This window comes from Streptomyces apocyni (assembly GCF_009739465.1).
In the GTDB taxonomy this organism is placed as follows: Bacteria; Actinomycetota; Actinomycetes; order Streptomycetales; family Streptomycetaceae; genus Streptomyces; species Streptomyces apocyni.
The window spans coordinates 130,713-147,971 of record NZ_WHOM01000065.1; the positions used below are offsets into that span (position 1 = coordinate 130,713).

The window sequence follows — 17,259 nt, forward strand, 5'->3', positions numbered from 1 at the left end:
CCGGTTTCACCGGCAGGCTCTCAGTTGAGCATCGCCCGTGCCGCCCGCGCCTGCCGTCGGATGCTCTCGGCGGCCGCCGCATCGACCGGGTCCACCACATCGGCGTACGCGTCCAACTCGGCCGCTCCCGTACGGAACTCCCCGCGCTGGACCAGCAACTGGGCCCGCTCGTAGCGCAGCCGCGCCGGGTGCGAGGGCAGCAGCAGCGACAGGTCCACCGCCCACAGCGATACGTCGGAGCGCTCGGGCCGGGTCGCGGCCCAGGCGCGGATGTTGTTCAGGACGCGTAGGACGATGTCCAGCGGGTCCGCGGGGTGCAGCATCAACGGGTCGAGCGGCGCCCCGGTGGCCCCCGCCACCAGCAGCTCCGCGTCGCCACCTGAGAGCACCCGCCCACGGTCGAAGGGGTCGGCGAGCACCTGGTCGTCGGCGGGCCCGAACCCGACCACGAAGTGCCCCGGCAGGGCCACCCCGTACACCGGCGCCCCGGCCCGCCGCGCGACCTCCAGCCAGACGACGGACAGCAGGATCGGCAGCCCGCGCCGACGCCGCAGCACCGCGTGCAGCAGCGACGACTCAAGGCGCTGGTAGTCGGCCGGTGAGCCGCGAAAGCCGCAGCGCGCGCCGAGCAGCTCACCCACGGCCCGCGCCCACGCGCGCGGCCCACCCGGCTTGAACGGCAGCAGCCCGGCGAGCCGGTCCAGCTCGATCTGCGCCGCGTCGATCCCCGCCTCGTCGAGAGCCGGGTCCGCCTCCGCGCCCACCAGCAGGCACAGCAGTGCCAGGTCCGGCCGCTCGGACCTGGCTTCCTCGGCGAACCGCCGCCGCCAGTCGGGCGTTGGGGGGTGCATACGTCGTTGGTGCCCTCTCCGTGCGATCGCTAGTGCCCGGCGCTACGACACCGGGGGCGCGTCCACCGGCGCCCGGTAGTGGTGGTAGCGGTGATGCGCCGCGAAGCCCATCCCCTCGTACAGCCCGAGCGCCCCCGTGTTGTCCGACTCGACCTGGAGCCAGGCCGCCGACGCGCCCTCTTCCAGGGCCCGCTGGGCGAGGGCCGTCATCACCGCCGTGGCCAGGCCCTCGCGCCGCCGCCCGGGCGCCACCTCGACCGCCATGAACCCGGCCCACCGGCCGTCCACCACACACCGTCCGATCGCCACGGGCGCCTCTCCCGCCTTTCCCGCCTTTCCCGCCTCGCCCGGCACGCCCGCCTCGCCCGACTCTCCCGGCACGGACGCGAACCACACCGAAGGCCCACTCTCCAGCACCTTCGTCACCACCGCCTCGGGCACCCCACCCACACCGAACCGCTGGTACCGCCGCAGCCACCCCGCGTCGACCGACCGCGACAGCCGCACGAGCCCCGCGGCCGGGCTGTCCAGGTCACCGACCGCCGCCAGCCCACCGACCCGGACCTCGACGCTCACCTCACGCGTCCACCCGCGCCGCTCAAGCTCCGCGCAGAGCAGTTCCTGCGTGCCCTCGGCCCCGGTGGCCGCCTGTACGTACGCGGGCAGCTCCCGAGCGGCGTACCAGTCGCGTACGCGGCCCAGCGCGTCGTCCAGTGGCATCCCCGGATCGCCGAGCGGAAGTACGGAGTTGGCCCGCCGAGTGAACCCGGACGCGGCCCGCAGCTCCCACGCGCCGAGCCGCTCGTGCTCCACCGGCTGCCAGCCCCGCGCGCACACCCGCGCCAGCTCCGCGAAGGAGGCGGCGGGGCCGCGCCGCCGGGCCGGAGCAGGCGGTACGACCTTCCCGGCCACCAGCGTCGATTCCACGATGCGGACGCCGTCCCCGGACTTTCGTGTGATGTACAACACGCCGTTGTCCCACGATGTGAGCACGCCTACGGTGTCGGTGAACTTCCCGCCCGCGGTTCCACCACCGCTCAAGCATCGCACTGAGACACGTTTTCCCACGTCAGCAGCGGTAATGTGGACTTCAAGGCGGCCGCCTCCGATGATTTCCACAGCTCGGTCCACCCCTCCTGTTCGGATCATGGCCAGGAACGGAGATACTAGGTGCGGGCATCGACGACGCCGCGCTCCCGCGCGCCAGGCGGCGGAGCCTGAGGAGGCCCGCCGGCGCCCTACCGAGGAGGAACGACAGCGTGACCTACGTCATCGCGCAGCCTTGTGTCGACGTCAAGGACAAGGCGTGCATCGAGGAGTGCCCGGTCGATTGCATTTACGAGGGCAAGCGGTCCTTGTATATCCACCCGGACGAATGCGTCGACTGTGGAGCCTGTGAGCCGGTCTGCCCGGTCGAGGCGATCTTCTATGAAGACGACACTCCTGAAGAGTGGAAGGACTACTACAAGGCGAACGTCGAGTTCTTCGACGAGCTCGGTTCGCCCGGTGGTGCCAGCAAGCTCGGCCTGATCGAGCGGGATCACTCGTTCATCGCCGCGCTGCCGCCGCAGAACCAGTAACGGCGTAGCGCGCCGCCTCGGTCCCGTACGGCACCCACCGCCGTACGGGACCGAGGCGTTTCCGCAGCCCGCCCCCGTCCTCCGTACATCCGCCCGATACAAGAAGGTTGCCCTCTGTGTCCGCAGTATCCGACCGCCTTCCGGTCTTCCCCTGGGACAAGCTCGAGCCGTACAAGGCCACCGCGGCCGCCCACCCGCAGGGCATCGTCGACCTCTCGGTCGGTACGCCCGTGGACCCGGTCCCCGAGCTGATTCAGAAGGCACTCGTCGCGGCCGCGGACTCGCCGGGCTATCCGACGGTGTGGGGTACGGCGGAGCTGCGGGACGCGATCGCGGGCTGGTGTGGGCGGCGGCTCGGGGCGCGCGGCGTCGCGCACCAGAACGTGCTGCCGGTCGTCGGCTCCAAGGAGCTGGTGGCCTGGCTGCCGACCCAGCTCGGCCTGGGTCCGGGCGACCGGGTCGGCTATCCGCGGCTGGCCTACCCGACGTATGAGGTGGGCGCCCGGCTGGCGCGGGCCGAGTACGTCTCGTACGAGGACCCCACCGAGCTCGATCCGGACGGTCTGAAGCTCCTCTGGCTGAACTCGCCATCGAACCCCACCGGTCGGGTGCTGGCCAAGGACGAGCTGATCCGGATCGTGGCCTGGGCGCGGGAGCACGGCGTCCTGCTGGTCTCCGACGAGTGCTATCTGGAGCTGGGCTGGGAGGCCGAGCCGGTCTCGGTGCTGCACCCGGATGTCTGCGGTGGCTCGTATGAGGGCCTGGTCGCCGTCCACTCGCTCTCCAAGCGGTCCAACCTGGCCGGGTACCGTGCCGCGTTCCTCGCGGGTGACGCGGCGGTGCTCGGCGAGCTGCTCCAGATCCGTAAGCACGGCGGGATGATGACGCCCGCCCCGGTGCAGGCGGCCACCATCGCGGCGCTCGGGGATGACGCCCATGTCGCCGAGCAGCGGGCCCGGTACGCGGCCCGCCGTGGCGCTCTGCGTGCGGCGCTGGTGCGGCACGGCTTCCGTATCGAGCACAGTGAGGCGAGCCTGTATCTGTGGGCGACCCGCGACGAGTCCTGCTGGGACACTGTGGCCCATCTCGCCGAGCTGGGTGTGCTGGTGGCTCCGGGGGACTTCTACGGCCCGGCGGGGGACCGGTTCGTACGGGTGGCGTTCACGGCCACGGACGAACGGGTCGCGGCGGCCGTGGAGCGCCTGGGGTAGCCAGGCACTCGCGCGAAACCTGCGCGTACCTGCGCGTACCTGCGCGAACGCACGGAGCGGGCCCGGGAGTTGTGCACTCCGGGCCCGCTCCGTGCGTTCTCCGCGCGTTCTCCGTGCGGGTGGTACGCCGCAGGGGGTGCGGCTCAGCCGACCGGCAGGCTCCCGACCGGCAGCTGGTCGGTGGGCAGGCCACCGCCACCGACGGGCAGCCCGCCCATGAGCGACTCCGTGGGCAGCCCGCCGTCGGTGGCGGACTGCGCGGTCTCGCCGACCACCTCAGCGGCTCCGCCACCCGCCTGCTGGGCGAGCGGCGCGGTGCTGCTGACGGCCTTGCCGCCGGTCTTGCCCGCGGTGGGAGCGGACTTCTTGACGGCGTTGCCACCGGCCTCACCCGCGACTTCGGTGACGCTCTGGGCCGCGCCGTCGACGGTGCCAGCGGCGTTGTCCAGCTGGGTCAGTCCGCCCAGGTTGTCGGTGGCCGGGAGCTCGACGGCGCTCGCGGTACCGGCAGCACCGACCGCGGGTACCGCTCCTGCGGCGACGAGCAGCGCGGCGCGGGCGATTCGACGGGTCAGGGGGAGGGACATGTTGCTCCTTCGGACGGAGGGAAGACTGGCGTACGGACGCCGTGACTACCGCCCGAAGTCGCCGAAGGTTGCGGTAAGACAACGTAAAGAGTTGGTAATGCATCGCATAATCACCTGCGGTGAAAAGCGGACGAACGGGGCGGTCTTCGGAGGGTCGAAAATCCGCACAGGCCCGTGTTCCCAAGGGATTCGTCGGACTGTGGCGGACGGTCGCGTGCGGGCGTCAACTTCCGTGCGGAACGTCGTCCTCGTGTGATCCGCTTCCCCCGATCGAGGGAACCGCGATCACCTGAACATGACGAGCAGAACCTCGTCCGACCCTGCCCCCTTGCCCGTGCCCGTGCCCGTCCCTGACGCTGACTCCGCGTTCTTCGTCCTGCGCCACTTCCGGCCGAGGTCGCTCGCGGCGGTCCATTCCTGGCCCGCGTACACGACCCGTTCGATGTGCAGGACGGACGACTGGGCCACCGCCCACTGCGCCACCTCCCAGCCGCGCCGCGCCCCGCCGTCGCCGTCCCCGCCGTCCCCGTCCGCCACGGCCACCGGTACGGACACGGTGCGCCCTGCCGCGTCCCCGCCCGCGTCGCCTGCGACGGCCGAGTCACCGCCGCCACCCGAGCCACCCGTGCTACCCGTGCCACCCGCGTCCGGCGCGGTGTTGCCGCTCTTGCCGTCGTCCGCCGCCCCGGTGCCCGCCAGTACCTCGCGCCCGAAGTCGCGGGTCAGCGCCTCGCGCACCCGCCCCGCGTCCCCGCTGCCCGAGCCCTCGCTCACCCCGCAGGTCAGCGAGGCGGCGGCCCGGCCGGTCAACGCCGCGGCCAGCAGCGCGGCGTCCGGCTCGTGCTTGGCGTACGCCTGAGGGAAGCCACTGCGCTGCACCCGCTGTGCGGCGTCCGTCAGCGGCAGTTGCGTATAGCCAGGGATCTCCGCCAGGTGCTTGTAGAACTCGCCCGCCGAGTACGCCGGGTCCATGATCTGCTTCTTGGTGCCCCAACCCTGCGAGGGCCGCTGCTGGAACAGGCCGAGCGAGTCACGGTCGCCGTAGTCGATGTTCCGCAGCCCGGACTCCTGGAGCGCGGTCGCCAGCGCGATCGTCACCGCGCGCTCCGGCATCCCGCGCGCGGTGCCGACCGCCGAGATCGTCGCGGCGTTCACCGCCTGATCGACGCCGAACTCATAGGTCCCCCCGTCACCGGCGGCGGACACGACAACACACCGGGGGGCGCGCTTGCCGCCGCCGGTGTAGTGGGCTGCCAGGTAGCCCGCGAGGGCCAGCAGCACGGCGACGGCCGCCCCCATCCTCAGGAGACGGCCGCGCCCGATGGAAGAGGAGGGCTGTTCGGACACGCGGCCCACCGTACTGGAGTCCGGGATTCGGCCAAAGCCTCAGCGATCGAACCGGAACGCTAGGGTCACAGCCATGCCTGAGACCCCGCCTGAGAACGTGCCTGACACCCCGCTTGACCTCACGCTGGACGCCGCGCGCCTGACCGCCCGGCTCGTCGACTTCCCGTCCGTGAGCGGCCAGGAGAAGCCACTCGCCGACGCGATCGAGGCCGCGCTGCGCACCCTGCCGCACCTCACCGTCGACCGCTACGGCAACAACGTGGTGGCCCGTACGAACCTGGGCCGCGCTGAGCGGGTGATCCTCGCCGGGCACATCGACACCGTGCCGATCGCCGACAACGTGCCGTCGCGGCTGGACGAGGACGGGGTGCTCTGGGGGTGCGGCACCTGCGACATGAAGTCCGGGATCGCCGTACAACTGCGGATCGCCGCGACCGTGCCCGCGCCCAACCGCGACCTGACCTTCGTCTTCTACGACAACGAAGAGGTCGCCGCGCACCTCAACGGCCTGGGACACGTCGCCGCCGCCCACCCCGACTGGCTGGCGGGCGACTTCGCCGTCCTCCTGGAGCCGACGGACGGCCAGGTGGAGGGCGGCTGCCAGGGCACCCTGCGGGTGCTGCTGCGCACCAAGGGGGAGCGAGCGCACTCCGCGCGCGCGTGGATGGGCTCCAACGCCATCCACACCGCCGCTCCGATCCTCGCGAAGCTGGCGGCCTACGAGCCCCGTAAGCCGGTCGTGGACGGCCTCGAGTACCACGAGGGACTCAACGCCGTACGCATCGAGGGGGGCGTCGCCACCAACGTCATCCCCGACTCCTGCACTGTGACCGTCAACTTCCGCTACGCCCCCGACCGGAGCGAGGAGGAGGCCGTCGCGTTCGTCCGTGACTACTTCGCGGACTGCGACATCGACGAGTTCATCGTCGACGACCACACCGGCGGCGCCCGCCCCGGGCTCACGCACCCGGCCGCCAAGGCCTTCATGGCGGCCGTCGGCGGCCTGGCCCGGCCCAAGTTCGGCTGGACCGACGTGTCCCGCTTCAGCGCGCTCGGGGTGCCCGCGGTGAACTACAGCCCCGGGGACCCGCTGCTCGCGCACAAGGCGGACGAACGGGTACGCGCCTCGGACATCCCGATCGCCGAAGAGCGGCTGCGCGGCTGGCTGACCTCCTGACCTCCCGGCCTCCCGACGTAGCCCTTCGTATCCCTTCGTATCCGTTAATTGCCTCGCTCCCCACCTCACCCGTCCTACCCTGAACCAAGACCGTCAGCGGAAGGTGTTCTCCATGGCCATTCCAGAGGAGCAGGGCCCGCCGGAGCAGCAGTACCTGGGCCCTGTGGTGCGGCGGCGCGACCAAGTCACGCCCGGCACCACGGATCAACGGCTGCTCGACACCGAAGGTGGCGACTCCGAGTGGGTGCACACCGATCCCTGGCGGGTGATGCGCATCCAGTCGGAGTTCGTCGAAGGCTTCGGCGCGCTCGCCGAACTCCCCAGCGCGATCAGCGTCTTCGGCTCCGCGCGCACCCCCGTCGGCTCACCTGAGTACGAGACGGGCGTGCGGCTCGGCAAGGCGCTCGCGGAGGCCGGGTTCGCGGTGATCACGGGCGGCGGGCCGGGCGCGATGGAGGCGGCGAACAAGGGCGCGCGGGAGGCCAAGGGCATCTCGGTCGGCCTCGGCATCGAGCTGCCCTTCGAACAGGGACTCAACCCGCATGTCGACATCGGGATGAACTTCCGCTACTTCTTCGTCCGCAAGACGATGTTCGTGAAGTACGCGCAGGGCTTCGTGGTGCTCCCCGGCGGCCTCGGCACCCTGGACGAGCTCTTCGAGGCACTCACCCTGGTCCAGACCCGCAAGGTCACCCGCTTCCCGATCGTGCTGTTTGGCACGGAGTACTGGAGCGGCCTCGTCGACTGGCTACGCGACTCCGTCGTGGCCCAGGGCAAGGCCTCCGTGCACGACCTGCTGCTCTTCCACGTCACGGACGACGTCGACGAGGCGGTCTCCATGGTGGCCAAGGAGGTCGGCCGCTAGGGCCTGTCTGACAGGCCCTAGGGGGCGTCCGGCGGGTCATGGGGCCCGGTGGGTCAGGCCAGCCCGCGACGGGCCACCGCGGGTGCCCGGTGGCCCTGGATCGACGCGACCATGTCCAGGACCTGCCGGGTCTCCGCGACCTCGTGTACGCGGTAGACCCGGGCACCCAGCCACGCCGAGACCGCCGTGGTCGCGAGCGTCCCGAGCACCCGTTCCTTGACCGGTTTGTCCAACGACTCCCCGACGAAGTCCTTGTTGGACAGGGAGACCAGCACCGGCCAGCCCGTCTCGGCCATCTCGCCGAGCCGTCGCGTCGCCTCCAGCGAATGCCGGGTGTTCTTCCCGAAGTCATGCCCCGGATCGATCAGTACGGACTCCCGGGGCACGCCCAGCGCGACGGCCCGCTCGGCCAGCCCCAGGGTCACCGTGAGGATGTCGGCCATCACATCCTCGTACGTGACCCGGTGGGGCCGGGTCCGCGGCTCCGAGCCTCCGGCGTGGGTGCAGACCAGCCCCACCCCGTAGCGCGCCGCGACCTCGGCGAGCCGGGGGTCGACCCCGCCCCACGCGTCGTTGAGCAGGTCCGCGCCCGCCTCGCAGACCGCCGCACCGACCTCGTGCCGCCAGGTGTCGACGCTGATCACCACGTCCGGGTGGCGGCGGCGCACCTCGGCGACGAACCCGACCGTACGCCGGGCCTCCTCCTCGGCCGTCACCTCCTCGCCTGGACCGGCCTTGACGCCACCGATGTCGATGATGGCGGCACCCTCTGACACTGCCTGCTCCACCCGGGCGAGCGCGGGCTCGTCACGGAAGGTGGCGCCCTGGTCGTAGAAGGAGTCAGGGGTCCGGTTGACGATCGCCATGATCACTGGCTCGTGGGCGCCGAACTCACGCCGTCCAAGCCGCAGCGGGCTCTGCATGCCCTGGTTCCTCCTCGCATCGGTCGCCCTGTGACCTTAGGGCCTGTCCGGCGGATCATGCCGGGGTCGCGGGGCGTGGCACGCGCGCCCCCACCCTCGAACTCGCTTCGTTCAGCTCGGGCGGGAGGGAGGGACCCCCTCGGCGTTGTCGTCCATCACCGACGCTCCGCGTCGCCTCAATCCTCCGCCTTGCAGCTGCACGCACCACGCCCCGCTCAGCAGCACAGACAGCGCACCGAGCGTCCAGCCCGGTCTGATCCGCCGGGCAGACCCTAACTGTCGGTGGCGCATGGCACGATCGGACCTGGACAGTAGAAAGTGGCGCGCTCCCGGGAGATGGTCGTGTTCTGGTTCCTGCTCATCGCGCTGGTGGTGGTCGTCGCCGCGGTCGCCCTGGCCGTACTGGGCGGCGGCGAGTCGGCGCCGCTCCAAGACGCGGCGCCCGAGCTTGTCGCGGACCCGCTGCCCGCGGGCCGCCCGGTCGGCTGGGTCGACGTCCAGGCGTTGCGCCTGCCGATGGTCCTGCGCGGCTATCGCATGGCGGATGTGGACGACGCGCTCGACCGCCTCGGCGCGGAGCTGGCCGAGCGGGACGCGCGGATCGCCGAGCTGGAGGCGGCGCTGGCCGGGTCCCAGGCGACGGCGGTCAGCGGCCCGGGCCTCTTCGACGACTACTCTCCGCAGGACGCGGTGCCAGGACCGGCGGATGGCCCGGCAGCTGGTTCTGCCTCTGGTCCTGCCTCAGGTTCGGCCCCGGAGGCGGAGTCCGGTCCGCCAGTTCCGTCCAGTCCGCCAGCTCCCTCCGGTCCGTCTGAGGATGGCCAGCCGTGAGCGACGCGCCCGCGCTGACACCCGCACCCGCCCCTGAGGGCCCCGACGGCAGGCCGCGGTGCCCCTGGGCCCTCTCGGCGGACGACTACATCGCCTACCACGACCAGGAGTGGGGCCACCCGGTCCACGGTGACGACGCCCTGTTCGAGCGGCTGTCCCTGGAGGCCTTCCAGTCGGGCCTGTCCTGGATCACGATCCTGCGCCGCCGCGAGGGCTTCCGCCGTGCCTTCGCCGACTTCAAGATCGCATCGGTCGCGGCCTTCACGGACCAGGACGCGGCCCGGCTGCTCGCCGATCCCGGCATCATCCGCAACCGCGCCAAGATCGAGGCCACCCTCGCCAACGCGCGCGTGCTCGCGGACTGGCCCACCGGCGAGCTCGACGCGCTCATCTGGTCGTACGCTCCCGACCCCGCGACGCGCCCGGCCCCCCAGCGGATCTCCGACGTCCCCGCGACCACGGACGCGTCCACGGCCCTCGCCAAGGCCCTCAAGAAGCGCGGTGTCCGCTTCGTCGGGCCCACCACGGCCTACGCCCTGATGCAGGCCTGCGGCCTGGTCGACGACCACCTGGAGACCTGCGCGTTCCGCGGCAAGGCCTGACCTCCTAGCGTCCCAGGTACTTCGGCTGCTCCTTCGCGATGAAGGCCTGGACGGCGATCGCGTGGTCGTCGGACGCGCCCGCCCGGGTCTGCAGCTCGTCTTCCTTCTCGAGCGTCTCGGCGAGCGTGTGGCCCGCCCCGTACGCGAGGGACTCCTTGATCGCCCCGTAGGCGAGTGTCGGGCCCGCGGCGAGCTCGCGGGCCACCTTCGCCGCCTCAGCCGCCAGCTCAGACGCCGGTACCAGCCGGGTCGCGATGCCCAGCTCGTACGCCTCCTGGGCCTTGATGGAGCGCGGGAACAGCAGCAGGTCAGCCGCCCGGCCGGGCCCCACCACACGTGGCAGCGTCCAGGAGATCCCGGAGTCCGCGGTCAGGGCGACCCCGGCGAAGGAGGTGTTGAAGGAGGCGGTGTCCGCGACGACGCGGTAGTCCGCGGCCAGCGCGAAGCCGAAGCCCGCACCGGCGGCGACGCCGTTCACCCCGGCGACCACGGGCTTGGGCATCTCGGTGAGCGCCCGGACGACGGGGTTGTAGTGCTCCCGTACGGTGCTCATCGTGTCGCCGGTGCCCGCCTCACGGTCGGCGGCGAGGGTGCCGATGTGCTCCTTGAGGTCCTGCCCGACACAGAACGCCCGCCCGGTCGCGGTCAGCAGCACCGCGCGCACCGCCGAGTCCGCCGCGGCCGCCTGGACCGCGTCCCGCAGGGCGACCTTGGCCTCCGTGTTCATGGCGTTCATGGCGTCGGGACGGTTGAGCGTGATCGTCGCGAGCCCGTCGGTCACCTCGTAGAGCACGGTGTCGGCCATGGTGGGGAGTCTCCTTCGTCGGGATCAGTCGGCGTCGATCGAGATCAAATGCGTGCAGAGCACAGCATGACGGAGACCCCACGGCGGTGGCAGACGCCCGAGGGTGTGACCTGCGTCAAACATTTCGGGGGCGGCCAGGTGCCCGAAGGGGCGCAGTATCGCAGCCACATCGCCGAATTGTGTGGTTTTGCTCAAGCGCGTTGCGCAAGCGATGCAGACTGATGTTGTTCATCGGGTCCCGCGATGCGGGATAATGACCTGGAAGCAATGTGTTCGATGCCGGTGACACAGCACCTCTCATGGGGCCGCCGGCTGCGATGAGCTGGTTTCAGGAAGGGGAACGAGCATGGCGGCCATGAAGCCGCGGACGGGCGACGGCCCGCTCGAGGTGACCAAGGAGGGGCGGGGCATCGTCATGCGCGTTCCGCTCGAAGGCGGCGGTCGGCTTGTCGTCGAGCTGACCCCGGATGAAGCCGACGCGCTCGGTGACGCCCTCAAGAAGGTCGTCGGCTGAGCGAAAGCGCCCTTCACTTTTCACCGCCCCGGCACCCTAACAGGGTGCCGGGGCGGTGCTGTGTCCGGCTCGTCAGGGCCGGAGCGCGCCTGCCAGGTAGCGTTCGGTCAGCTCAGGGAGCGCCCGGTCAGCGCCGGACCGCGCAGAGCAGCCCGTCGCCCACCGGCAGCAGCGAGGACACCAGGTCCGGGCTCTCCCGCACGGCCCGCAGCAGTTCCCGTAGCTTGACCACCTCGGCGGGCTGTGGCCCCGAGTCGACCGTACGGTCGTCAGCGAAGACGCCCTCGAAGCAGACGAGACCGCCGGGCCGCAACAGGCGCAACGATTCAGCGAGGTACTCCAGGCACTCGAACCGGTCGCCGTCGCAGAAGACGAGGTCGTATCCGCTGTCCGCGAGGCGGGGCAGCACATCCAGGGCGCGGCCCGGGATGAACCGCGCGCGGTTGCTGGCGAACCCGGCCTCACGGAACGCCTGACGGGCGAACTGCTGGCGCTCGGGTTCCGGGTCGACCGTCGTCAGGACGCCGTCGGGGCGCATTCCGCGCAGCAGATGGATGCCGGACACTCCGGTCCCGGTGCCGATCTCGGCCACCGCCTTGGCGTCCGCGGTCGCCGCGAGCATCCGCAGCGCGGCGCCCGTGCCGGGCGACACCGCGCGCAGCCCTGACTCGATGGCCCGGTCCCTGGCCCAGAGCAGCGCTTCGTCCTCGGCGACAAAGGCGTCGGCGAACGCCCAGCTCGTCTGCCGGTTGGCGGTAATGAGCCTCTCCTGTCCCCGTGGTCGGCGGTAGCCCGGCGGTCGTACGGCGGCTGTACGACGGCCTTGACCCGCCCGTGACTGTATCCGTTGGCGCCGGGAACCCGCAGATGGGACCGGGCGTTATGAGGAGGTGAAGAGGAAGCGACCCGTCAGCGGGGCCGAGCCGCGCCGCGGACTTCCAAATTCACGTAAAAACGCTTATCCGGAGCTAACGGGCGAGGTGGCTATGGTAGGGGCTCCACTGGACACCACCAGAGCCGACAGGGGAGGTGCGGCTGCGGCCGGTGACCGGGGCGGAGTGCCGCGCTGGCGGCGCCTTCTCAGGTCGGCGGGCGAGCCGAAATCCGTGACCAACACCGCTGACGTCCGTTCCCGCTTTCCCGACTCCGCTCAGACCGCGACCTTTGCCGCCGACGCGGATTCGCAGGCGTGGACTCCGCCCACCTGGGAGGAGATCGTCAGCACGCACAGCGCACGGGTATACCGCCTCGCCTACCGTCTGACGGGTAACCAACACGACGCCGAGGACCTCACGCAGGAAGTCTTCGTCCGCGTCTTCCGCTCGCTGTCCACGTACACGCCCGGCACCTTCGAGGGCTGGCTGCACCGCATCACCACCAATCTCTTCCTGGACATGGTCCGCCGTAAGCAGCGGATCCGGTTCGACGCGCTGGGAGACGACGCCGCCGAGCGGCTGCCCAGCCGCGAGCCGTCCCCGCAGCAGGTCTTCCAGGACACCCACTTCGACGCGGACGTCCAGCACGCGCTGGACACCCTGGCACCCGAGTTCCGCGCGGCCGTGGTCCTCTGCGACATCGAGGGGCTCTCGTACGAGGAGATCGCCGCGACGCTGGGCGTCAAGCTGGGCACGGTCCGCAGCCGTATCCACCGCGGCCGGTCCCAGCTGCGCAAGGCCCTGCAGCACCGTTCGCCCCAGGCCCGTGCGGAGCGCCGCTCGCTCGCCGTCTCCGCCGCCGGGGCAGCTCTGGAGGGAGGGGGCGCGACCGCGTGAACGGCTCCTGTCCGACGCCTGCCGAGCAGCATCTCGGAGACCGCCTCGCCGCCCTGGTGGACGGCGAGCTGGGCCATGACACCCGTGAGCGGGTTCTCGCGCACCTCGCGACCTGCCCCAAATGCAAGGCCGAGGCGGATGCCCAACGCCGTCTGAAAACGGTCTTCGCCTCGACCGCGCCCCCTGGCCCGTCCGCCAGCTTCCTGGCCCGGCTCCAGGGGCTCCCCTCCGACGGCGGCGATGGGCGGGGGGACTCGGGCGCGCCGCTGGACGGTCTCCTCGCCACCGACGCCTTCGGGAGAGCCGAAGGCGTCTTCGCCGTGCGCCAGGACAGCTTCGGATACGGCCCCGCTCGCTCCCACGGCGGTCTCGTGTCCGGCCCGGCGGCCGAGCGGGGCTTCCGTATCCATGAGGTCGGCCGCTCCGGGGCGGCGGAGCGCTCCGGGGGGTCGCGCGGGCGAAGGTTCGCCTTCGCGGCCGCGGGGGCGGTGTCGCTGGCCGCGCTCGCGCTCGGCGGCGTGTCAACCGGCGCCCCGACACCGGCCGAGTCCGCCGAGGCACGGGGCGCGAAGGCGAGCCCGCAGCAGCGCGCGCCGGGCAGTGGCGCCGCCAGCGGTGCTGAGACCCAGCGGCGCCGCGGCGGTCAGCTCGCGGCGTCCCAGGGGCAGGCTTTCGGCGTGCTCGCCGCACCCGTCGCGTCGCCCGGCGTCACGGGCCCCGCGGTGCCCGGCGTCCAGCAGCGCTCGCCGCAGGCGCTCACCCGCCCGTACACCGCACCGCTGCTCTCCAGCAGCGGTTATCCGCTGTTCGCCTCGGACGCCGCGCTCTGGCCTCTGATACGCGGCGGTGCCGAGGCGGCATCACCGCACCCGACCCGTCCGTCCCCTTCGGCGGCACCAGCCCCGTCGGCGCCCCTGGGCGACACCCGCGCGGCCGGTGGCTGACCGGCCGCTGCACGCACCCTCGTAAACCTGATTGAATTCTTTGGTGGGCTACGCCCGCCAATGCGGGGGCCTCCTGGCCCGTTGGCCGCGCCGTGCACCAGCTGTGGGGAGAACATGGACGAGGGGAAGCCCACTGGGTCGAAGACGGAATGGTGGAGCCGTCCTCGGCAAGGCCAGCAGGGTGCCGCCGCCACTGAACCGTCACCGGACCCGTCGCCGCAGCCCGGGATCTCCGAGGTCTCGGAGACCTCGGAGAACCCGGAGGCCCTGGAGCCTTCGGAGAGCGCCGCGGACGCCGAGCGCCGCCCGCTGCACGCCCCCGACCCGTACGGCACACCGCCCTACGGTGAGCCCGGCCCCTGGGCCCTCGCGCCGCCCGTCCAGCACCCCCGGGCCACCCCGGCCCACGGCACCGCCGTACCGCCCGCCGCCACACAGACGGGGCTGAACGCCGGTGCTGGCGCGCCAGGCGGCGCCGCCAGCGCACCCACCGCCGCACCCGCCAGCGCACCCACCGCCGCACCCGCCAGCGCACCCACCGGCGCCTGGCAGCAGTACGACCCGTGGAGCTCCCCGCAGCCGCAGCCGCTGCTGCATCCCACCGGTGCCGAGCCCGCCCCCGCCCGTAAGCCACGGCGCGGCGCGCTGCTGATCGGAGCCCTCGCCATCGCCCTGCTCGCGGGCGCCGTGGGCGGCGGCGTCGGCGCGTACGTGGAGCGCAAGGGCGGCCTGACCGACGTGAGCCTTCCGCAGGCGGACCGCGAGGACAAGGGCCGCGCCCCGGAGAGCGTCGCCGGGATCGCCGCGAGCGCCGTACCCAGTGTGGTCACCCTGCATGTGAGCGGCGGCGGCGCGCAGGGCACCGGCACCGGCTTCGTGCTGGACAACAAGGGGCACATCCTCACCAACAACCACGTCGTGGACCCCGCAGGGTCGGACGGCCGGATAACGGTCACGTTCAGCGGCGGCGAGAGCGCCAAGGCCAAGCTCATCGGCAAGGACGCGGGCTATGACCTCGCCGTCGTCCGCGTCACCGGCGTCTCAGGACTCAAGCCGCTGCCACTCGGCAACTCCGACAACGTCCAGGTTGGCGACCCGGTGGTGGCCATCGGCGCCCCCTTCGACCTGTCGAACACCGTCACCTCCGGGATCATCAGCGCCAAGGGCAGGCCGATCACCGCGGGCGGCGAGGAGGGCGACGGCAGCGATGTGTCGTACGTCGACGCCCTGCAGACCGACGCCCCGATCAACCCCGGAAACTCCGGTGGCCCCCTGGTCGACTCCAAGGCCCGCGTCATCGGCATCAACAGCGCCATCCGCTCCGCGGGCGGCGGCGGAGGCGCCCCGGACGGCGGCGGCGCCCAGGCGGGCTCCATCGGCCTGGGCTTCGCCATACCCGTGAACCTGGCCAAGCGGGTCGCCGAAGAACTGATCAACACTGGCAAGGCGACCCACCCGGTCATCGAGGTCACCCTGGACACCCAGTTCACCGGCGAAGGCGCCCGAGTCGCCGACGAGACCCGCGACGGCGGCCCGGCGGTCAAGCCAGGCGGCCCCGCTGACCAGGCCGGGGTCAAGCCGGGCGACATCATCACCGCCGTCGACGGCCAGCGCGTCCGTACCGGCCAGGAGCTGATCGTCAAGATCCGCGCCCACCGCCCAGGCGACCGCCTGGAGCTCACCCTCGAACGGGACGGCGCCAAGCAGACCCTGTCCCTGGAACTCGGCTCCGCCGACGCCCGATGACCAACGTCGGCTGGGTGGGTGCCCGTTCGCCCGGTCACCCACCCACCACCCGGGCGTCGGCCCCACGGCGCCCGGACAGTACCGGCCGGACAGCATCGCCCGGTACTGTGGACCAGCCCGGATCTCAGATCGGGACCTTCTGCCCACGGCCGCGGACATCGAAAGGGGCCACCAGGTGTTCAGTGACATAGGCGGTCTTGAGGTACTGACCCTGCTGGTCCTGGCCGTGCTGCTGTTCGGCCCGGAGAAGCTGCCCAAGGTCATCCAGGACGTGGCGGGCTTCATCCGTAAGATCCGCGCCTTCTCGGACAGCGCCAAGCAGGACATCCGTGAGGAGCTGGGCCCGGAGTTCAAGGACTTCGAGTTCGAGGACCTCAACCCCAAGACGTTCATCCGCAAGCAGCTGGAAAGCGACGAACTGGGGCTGAAGGAGATCCGCAACGGCTTCGACCTGAAAAAGGAAATGGCCGAGGTTACGGACGCCACGCGCAGCCTCGACCCCGGCAAGCCGATGCCGTCCACGTCGACGTCCTCGTCGACGGGCAGCGGCCCGGACCTGACCAAGAACAGCGGCCCCGACCTGCGCAAGAGCGGTGGCCCGAACCTTGACAAGGGCGGCGCGGCCCCCGCCGCGGTCGAGCGCCCGCCGTTCGACGCGGACGCCACCTGAGAGCCTGTCCTGAACCCCCGCGGTGGCCGGTGAGCGACCCGCACAGAGCAGGGAGATCCGCCTCCGACAACGGGTATGGCTATTCTGCTCTGTTGTTGTCCGGACTTGAGGACGCCCGAGGGGGGTGGGCCCTCCGGACCGACGGAGATCGAGGAGGCGGCCGGGTTGATGAAGACGACGAGTCAGGCAGGAGCACGCACGGTCGACGGCTACTTGCTGGCGCCGTTCCCCTGGTACGGCCTGGATGAGGCCTTCACGGGGCCACGCTGGCTGATGCAGGTCGGCAGCGCGGCCGACGGCACCGTGGCGCACGGCTCGACCGGACACGGCGACGAGCCCACGCTGCGTACGGACGGGGGCTCCGAGCGGGACCGCTTCGCGGTCGTGGTGACGGTGCCCACGAGCCCGCTGCGGCGCAGCGCCGACGGCACCGGTGTGATGGAGGCCACCTCCGTCTCATCGGCCGCGTGGCTGGCCGGAGTCGGGCTGCTCAGCTTCACCTGGCCGGGCCAGATGGACCACGGCCTGCGCGACGACTGGCTGGACCAGCAGACCGAGACCGCGTGGGTCCTGGCGGACGATCTGACGGGCGCCGACTGGACGACCCTGTCGCTGCCCGTGGACGGCGTCCCGACGCCGTTCCACTACCGCGAGTCGGAGTTCGGCTGGGTGCTCGCCGGGTCCACCCAGGGTGGCGTACACCTGGGCGCGTACGGGCGGGGCATGAGCGCGTACGGGCTGGGCTTCTCGGCGGTCAAGGACATCACCGACTACGCGTAAGCGGCGGTGGGTCGGCACGAGTCAGCAGTACGCGGCTGGGGCCGCCCCTCCTGG

The 17,259-nt window shown here is 71.8% G+C and carries 19 protein-coding genes; 12 read left to right on the forward strand and 7 right to left on the reverse strand.

Annotation, left to right across the window (positions count from 1 at the left end):
• Positions 1-20 precede the first annotated feature (20 nt).
• Both GCN81_RS19540 and GCN81_RS19545 read right to left on the reverse strand, forming a co-directional pair.
• Positions 21-851, reverse strand: coding sequence for a transglutaminase family protein (locus GCN81_RS19540; protein WP_156725900.1), 831 nt, complete (start codon positions 849-851; stop codon positions 21-23).
• Between the two features lie 42 nt (positions 852-893).
• Positions 894-1,970 carry a GNAT family N-acetyltransferase gene (locus tag GCN81_RS19545; protein WP_197287707.1) on the reverse strand — a complete coding sequence of 359 codons (1,077 nt, stop codon included), beginning with the start codon at positions 1,968-1,970 and terminating at the stop codon, positions 894-896.
• Between the two features lie 140 nt (positions 1,971-2,110).
• Between GCN81_RS19545 and fdxA the strand changes: the two genes are divergently transcribed.
• Positions 2,111-2,431, forward strand: coding sequence for a ferredoxin (gene fdxA / locus GCN81_RS19550; protein ID WP_030020287.1), 321 nt, complete (start codon positions 2,111-2,113; stop codon positions 2,429-2,431).
• A 116-nt stretch (positions 2,432-2,547) separates the two neighbouring features.
• A complete protein-coding gene (locus GCN81_RS19555; RefSeq protein ID WP_156725902.1) occupies positions 2,548-3,642 on the forward strand; it encodes a bifunctional succinyldiaminopimelate transaminase/glutamate-prephenate aminotransferase in 1,095 nt (364 codons plus the stop codon).
• Between the two features lie 143 nt (positions 3,643-3,785).
• Here the strand turns inward: GCN81_RS19555 and GCN81_RS19560 are convergent, their stop codons facing one another.
• Both GCN81_RS19560 and GCN81_RS19565 read right to left on the reverse strand, forming a co-directional pair.
• Positions 3,786-4,229, reverse strand: a complete 444-nt coding sequence (locus GCN81_RS19560) for an ATP-binding protein (protein WP_156725903.1) — start codon at positions 4,227-4,229, stop codon at positions 3,786-3,788.
• A 285-nt stretch (positions 4,230-4,514) separates the two neighbouring features.
• Positions 4,515-5,576, reverse strand: coding sequence for a heavy metal transporter (locus tag GCN81_RS19565; RefSeq protein WP_407697991.1), 1,062 nt, complete (start codon positions 5,574-5,576; stop codon positions 4,515-4,517).
• Between the two features lie 97 nt (positions 5,577-5,673).
• Here GCN81_RS19565 and dapE point away from each other — a divergent pair, with 97 nt between their 5' ends.
• Together dapE and GCN81_RS19575 are read left to right on the forward strand one after the other, a co-directional pair.
• A complete protein-coding gene (gene dapE, locus GCN81_RS19570) occupies positions 5,674-6,753 on the forward strand; it encodes a succinyl-diaminopimelate desuccinylase (RefSeq protein WP_156726286.1) in 1,080 nt (359 codons plus the stop codon).
• Positions 6,754-6,865: 112 nt separating this feature from the next.
• Positions 6,866-7,618 carry an LOG family protein gene (locus GCN81_RS19575; RefSeq protein ID WP_156725904.1) on the forward strand — a complete coding sequence of 251 codons (753 nt, stop codon included), beginning with the start codon at positions 6,866-6,868 and terminating at the stop codon, positions 7,616-7,618.
• A gap of 53 nt (positions 7,619-7,671) precedes the next feature.
• On the opposite strand, the gene folP is transcribed toward GCN81_RS19575, so the two are convergent.
• On the reverse strand, positions 7,672-8,541 hold the full coding sequence (gene folP, locus GCN81_RS19580; RefSeq protein ID WP_156725905.1) for a dihydropteroate synthase: 870 nt from the start codon (positions 8,539-8,541) through the stop codon (positions 7,672-7,674).
• A gap of 318 nt (positions 8,542-8,859) precedes the next feature.
• On the opposite strand from folP, the gene GCN81_RS19585 reads away from it, so the two are divergent.
• The gene (locus tag GCN81_RS19585) at positions 8,860-9,372 is read left to right on the forward strand and encodes a DivIVA domain-containing protein (protein WP_407697992.1); all 513 of its coding nucleotides are present in this window, start codon (positions 8,860-8,862) and stop codon (positions 9,370-9,372) included.
• The gene (locus tag GCN81_RS19590) at positions 9,369-9,974 is read left to right on the forward strand and encodes a DNA-3-methyladenine glycosylase I (protein WP_231626855.1); all 606 of its coding nucleotides are present in this window, start codon (positions 9,369-9,371) and stop codon (positions 9,972-9,974) included. Before GCN81_RS19585 ends, GCN81_RS19590 begins: the two co-directional genes overlap by 4 nt.
• Before the next feature lie 4 nt (positions 9,975-9,978).
• Here the strand turns inward: GCN81_RS19590 and chcB are convergent, their stop codons facing one another.
• Positions 9,979-10,779 carry a 2-cyclohexenylcarbonyl CoA isomerase gene (gene chcB / locus GCN81_RS19595; RefSeq protein ID WP_156725906.1) on the reverse strand — a complete coding sequence of 267 codons (801 nt, stop codon included), beginning with the start codon at positions 10,777-10,779 and terminating at the stop codon, positions 9,979-9,981.
• Positions 10,780-11,125: 346 nt separating this feature from the next.
• Between chcB and GCN81_RS19600 the strand changes: the two genes are divergently transcribed.
• Positions 11,126-11,293, forward strand: coding sequence for a DUF3117 domain-containing protein (locus GCN81_RS19600; protein WP_003966491.1), 168 nt, complete (start codon positions 11,126-11,128; stop codon positions 11,291-11,293).
• A gap of 127 nt (positions 11,294-11,420) precedes the next feature.
• Here the strand turns inward: GCN81_RS19600 and GCN81_RS19605 are convergent, their stop codons facing one another.
• The gene (locus tag GCN81_RS19605) at positions 11,421-12,137 is read right to left on the reverse strand and encodes an O-methyltransferase (protein WP_156725907.1); all 717 of its coding nucleotides are present in this window, start codon (positions 12,135-12,137) and stop codon (positions 11,421-11,423) included.
• A 142-nt stretch (positions 12,138-12,279) separates the two neighbouring features.
• Between GCN81_RS19605 and sigE the strand changes: the two genes are divergently transcribed.
• The 5 genes from sigE to GCN81_RS19630 all read left to right on the forward strand — a co-directional run bounded on the left by sigE (position 12,280) and on the right by GCN81_RS19630 (position 17,205).
• Positions 12,280-13,065 carry an RNA polymerase sigma factor SigE gene (gene sigE / locus GCN81_RS19610; RefSeq protein WP_197287708.1) on the forward strand — a complete coding sequence of 262 codons (786 nt, stop codon included), beginning with the start codon at positions 12,280-12,282 and terminating at the stop codon, positions 13,063-13,065.
• Entirely contained in the window at positions 13,062-14,009 is a 948-nt protein-coding gene (locus GCN81_RS19615) for a zf-HC2 domain-containing protein (protein WP_156725908.1), read from the forward strand. The genes sigE and GCN81_RS19615 overlap by 4 nt, the downstream gene beginning before the upstream one ends.
• A 114-nt stretch (positions 14,010-14,123) precedes the next feature.
• Positions 14,124-15,755, forward strand: coding sequence for a trypsin-like peptidase domain-containing protein (locus GCN81_RS19620; protein ID WP_156725909.1), 1,632 nt, complete (start codon positions 14,124-14,126; stop codon positions 15,753-15,755).
• A 175-nt stretch (positions 15,756-15,930) separates the two neighbouring features.
• Positions 15,931-16,425, forward strand: coding sequence for a sec-independent translocase (locus GCN81_RS19625; RefSeq protein ID WP_156725910.1), 495 nt, complete (start codon positions 15,931-15,933; stop codon positions 16,423-16,425).
• 168 nt (positions 16,426-16,593) lie between these two features.
• Complete coding sequence (locus GCN81_RS19630) at positions 16,594-17,205, forward strand: hypothetical protein (RefSeq protein ID WP_231626857.1); 612 nt, start codon at positions 16,594-16,596, stop codon at positions 17,203-17,205.
• Positions 17,206-17,259: the final 54 nt, after the last annotated feature.

Excerpts from the sequence above, each read along its gene's own strand:
- GCN81_RS19620 (WP_156725909.1), top strand. The coding sequence starts at position 14,124 with ATGGACGAGGGGAAGCCCACTGGGTCGAAGACGGAATGGTGGAGCCGT.
- GCN81_RS19560 (WP_156725903.1), bottom strand. The coding sequence starts at position 4,229 with ATGTCCCTCCCCCTGACCCGTCGAATCGCCCGCGCCGCGCTGCTCGTC.
- GCN81_RS19575 (WP_156725904.1), top strand. The coding sequence starts at position 6,866 with ATGGCCATTCCAGAGGAGCAGGGCCCGCCGGAGCAGCAGTACCTGGGC.
- sigE (WP_197287708.1), top strand. The coding sequence starts at position 12,280 with ATGGTAGGGGCTCCACTGGACACCACCAGAGCCGACAGGGGAGGTGCG.
- GCN81_RS19630 (WP_231626857.1), top strand. The coding sequence starts at position 16,594 with ATGAAGACGACGAGTCAGGCAGGAGCACGCACGGTCGACGGCTACTTG.
- GCN81_RS19540 (WP_156725900.1), bottom strand. The coding sequence starts at position 851 with ATGCACCCCCCAACGCCCGACTGGCGGCGGCGGTTCGCCGAGGAAGCC.
- folP (WP_156725905.1), bottom strand. The coding sequence starts at position 8,541 with ATGCAGAGCCCGCTGCGGCTTGGACGGCGTGAGTTCGGCGCCCACGAG.
- chcB (WP_156725906.1), bottom strand. The coding sequence starts at position 10,779 with ATGGCCGACACCGTGCTCTACGAGGTGACCGACGGGCTCGCGACGATC.
- GCN81_RS19600 (WP_003966491.1), top strand. The coding sequence starts at position 11,126 with ATGGCGGCCATGAAGCCGCGGACGGGCGACGGCCCGCTCGAGGTGACC.